The organism is Saccharopolyspora sp., from assembly GCF_017434145.1.
Lineage (GTDB): Bacteria > Actinomycetota > Actinomycetes > Mycobacteriales > Pseudonocardiaceae > Saccharopolyspora_C > Saccharopolyspora_C galaxeae.
Genome location: NZ_JAFRFW010000238.1, coordinates 1 through 3319, shown reverse-complemented (window position 1 = coordinate 3319; position 3319 = coordinate 1). Strand labels below are relative to the sequence as shown.

Below are 3319 nucleotides of genomic sequence, written 5' to 3'. Positions count from 1 at the left end.
CGGTTCCGGAAACCCGGTCGCCACCATCCGCTCGCTGCGCCCCCGCAAGCAGCAACCGTTGCACGGCACCGACTCGCTCTACCGTCCGGAGTGGACAGCGCTGCCGCAGCAGCCGGATCGTGCCGCGGCGCCGATCCTGGCCGGGGCCGACCCGTTCGGACTGGCCGACGTGCTCAAGGCGTGCGGTGTGCAGGTCGACGTGCGCACCGCGCCATCGGACGTGGACGAGGACCGGACCGTGCTGTGCTCGCTGCACGGCGACGATTCACCGGAGTCCGCGCACGAGCTGACGAACCAGGTGCGCGCAGCGCTCCAGAACTGGAGCGGCCCCGGCAGGCTCGTGTTCGCGATGCGGGACGATCTCGCCGCCGCGACCGCGGCCGGTCTGGTGCGCACCGGGGAGTCGGAGAATCCGGGCAACTTCGGCCTTCTGCACCTCGGCGCCGACGTCGAAGCGGATGCGTTGCTGCGGGCGCTGTCCTGCACCGAACCGGAAGCGTCCATCGTGGACGGAAAGGTGCGAGTCCGCCGCCTCGTGCGGGAGACCGCCGCGGAGCCGGTGAGTTGGGACGGCACCGTTCTCATCACCGGCGGCACCGGTGGTCTCGGCCGCCGCCTCGCCCGGCACCTCGCCGAGCGAGGAGTGCCGCGGCTGCTGCTGGCCGGTCGCCGGGGGCCGGAGGCGGAGGGCGCGGCCGAACTCGTCGCCGAACTGCAAGAACTCGGCTCACAAGCGTCCATCGTGGCCTGCGACGCCGCCGATCGAGAGCAGCTGGACCGAGTGCTCGCGGACATCCCGGCCGAGTTCCCGCTGCGAGCCGTGGTGCACAGCGCCGGAGTGCTCGACGACGGTGTGCTCGGCTCGCTCGACGCGGAGCGGACCTCGGCCGTGCTGCGACCGAAGGTCGACGCCGCGTGGAACCTGCACGAGGCGACGAAGGGCCTGGAACTGGACGGGTTCGTGCTGTTCTCCTCGGCCGCCGGGCTGTTCGGCACGGCCGGGCAGGGCAACTACGCGGCCGCGAACTCCTACCTCGACGCCCTCGCGCGGCACCGGCGTGCAGCCGGATCGCCCGCCGTTTCGCTGGCGTGGGGCGCATGGGACCAGGGGATGCTCGGTGGGGAGGAGTCCGAACGCATGAGTCGCGCCGGAACTCCGCCGCTGTCCGCAGTGGACGGTCTCGCGCTGTTCGACGCCGCGGTCGGATCAGTCGAGCCGGTGCTCGCCCCGGTGCGGTTGGACTCGGCCGCGCTGCGGGCCCGGAACGAGGTCCCATGGCTGCTGCGCGGACTGGTCCGCACCCCGGCCCGGCGCACCGCGGCGGGCGGAGACGATTTGGCGCAACGGCTCACCGGGATGGATGCGGCCCAGCGACGCGAGGCCCTGCTGGAACTGGTGCGCAAGGACGTCGCCGCGGTCCTCGGACACTCCGCAGGCGAGCCCGGGGCTGACGAGCAATGGGCGGTCCGGCCCGACGATGAGTTCAAATCGCTCGGCTTCGACTCCCTCACCGCGGTCGAGTTCCGCAACCGCCTCGGCACGGCCACCGGTCTCCGGTTGCCCGCGACGCTGCTGTTCGACCACCCGACCCCCGCCGAGCTGGTCGAGCACCTGCTCGCCGAACTCGCACCGGAGCAGGACTCGGCGACCGCACTGCTGTCCGAATTGGACCGATTGCAGCGGGTCTTCGACGGTGTGCGGGTGGACGAGCAGCTGCACGAGCAGGTCACCGGCCGGCTCGAAGTCCTCCGGTCGAAGTGGCAATCGCTGCGCGGCGACGACCCGGCTCCGGAACAGGACTTCGACTTCGACGAAGCCACCGACGACGCCATGTTCGACATGCTCGACAACGAACTCGGGCTGTCCTGACCGGATCAGGCGCACCATTCGGAGTAGGGCCGCTCGCTCCGGAATACGTCAGGTGCCGGTGATTGCTCTGATCGGGGCAGCTGGTCGTCACCGGATCGGGAGGTGAGTAGGCTCGGGAATCCGTTGCCGCACAACGGGAAACCGAGTGCGACGGCCAATCGTGGCGACTCGGCCGGAGAGGGTGGACTGGCATGGCGGACGAGAGCACAGCTAAGCCGATCGGCGTCCGGATCAGGGAGCTTCGGGGCAGGCTCTACACGCAGCGGCAGCTCGCGGAACGTGCCGCCGTCTCGGTCGATCTGGTGCGCAAACTGGAGCAGGGCACCCGGAACACGGCCAGTGTCGCGAGCCTGCACCGGATAGCCCGCGCGCTCGACGTGACACTCGCCGATCTGATGGGGCGCGCGACGCTGCCGGAGCAGCACCAGGACGAGGGCGTCACCGCGCTGCGGTTCGCGGTGACCGGCGTGGACGACCTGGTCGGGACGGCGCCGGTCGAGGTCGAGCCGATGACGCACGACGAGGCGACGCGGACGCTCACTCACCTGTGGGGTACCTACTGGGCCGGGAAGTACGAGCAGCTCACCGCGCTGCTGCCCGGTGTGCTGCATTCCTTGCGGGCGACGGTCGGTGCGTCCGGTTCCCGAGCCACGGCCGCCGAGCTGCTCGCGGACGGGTATTGGGTAGCCGGGTGCGTGCTGGTGCACCTGAAGCAGTCGGACGCGGCGTTCCTGGCGGCGCGGCAGGCCGCGCAAGCCGCCGACACCAGCGCGGATCCGCTGCTCGCCGCGATGGTGCGCGGCTCGATCGCCTGGCAGCTCATGGCCTCCGGCAGGTACGCGGAGTCCGAGGCTCTTGCCGTACGCGCCGCGGAAAGCATCGCACCGCGAGGTGAAGCCGCTCTGCCGCAGCTGTCCGCTTACGGCTCGCTGGTGCTCACCGCCGGGACCGCTGCTGCCCGTTCCCGCAGCGAGGCACGCGCAACGGACCTCGTCGCGGAGAGCGCGCGAGCCGCGGAGCGCATCGGCGGTGATCGCAGCGATTACCACACCGCTTTCGGTCCGTCCCAACTCACGATGCAAAGCGTGGACATCGGCGTGCAGACCGGCGAGTACCGGCGTGCGCTCGACGCCGCGCGAGGCATGCCCGGAAACGGGGCGTCGTTGCCGGTGGCTGCCCGAGCTCGGCACCTCACGGACCGCGCGCTGGCGAACACGCGACTCGGCCGGCCCGGCTCCGCGCTGCCATTGCTCGTCGCAGCAGAGCAAATGGCTCCGTCCTGGGCAAGGCACCAGAACCTCATCAAGTCGGTGACTCGCGACCTGCTGCACACCCGGTTGTCGGCCGAGCCGGGACTGCGCAACCTCGCGGAGCGCCTCGGGGTCCGCTGACCCGATCGGGCAATAGGACATCGCGTCCTACCGCGCGTCCGCCGGACCGCCGTAGTTT

General features: G+C 71.0%; 2 protein-coding genes. Both read left to right on the top strand.

The genetic code is table 11. The features are described from left to right. The coding region (locus IJH84_RS06775) for a beta-ketoacyl reductase (protein WP_295141603.1) at window positions 1–1870 on the top strand (1870 nt) is incomplete at its 5' end. 191 nt (window positions 1871–2061) lie between these two features. Next, window positions 2062–3261: a helix-turn-helix domain-containing protein gene (locus IJH84_RS06770; RefSeq protein WP_295141600.1), complete on the top strand. Its 1200-nt coding sequence runs from the start codon at window positions 2062–2064 to the stop codon at window positions 3259–3261. Window positions 3262–3319: the final 58 nt, after the last annotated feature.

Coding starts and splice junctions, on each gene's coding strand:
- IJH84_RS06770 (WP_295141600.1), top strand. CDS start 2,062: ATGGCGGACGAGAGCACAGCTAAGCCGATCGGCGTCCGGATCAGGGAG.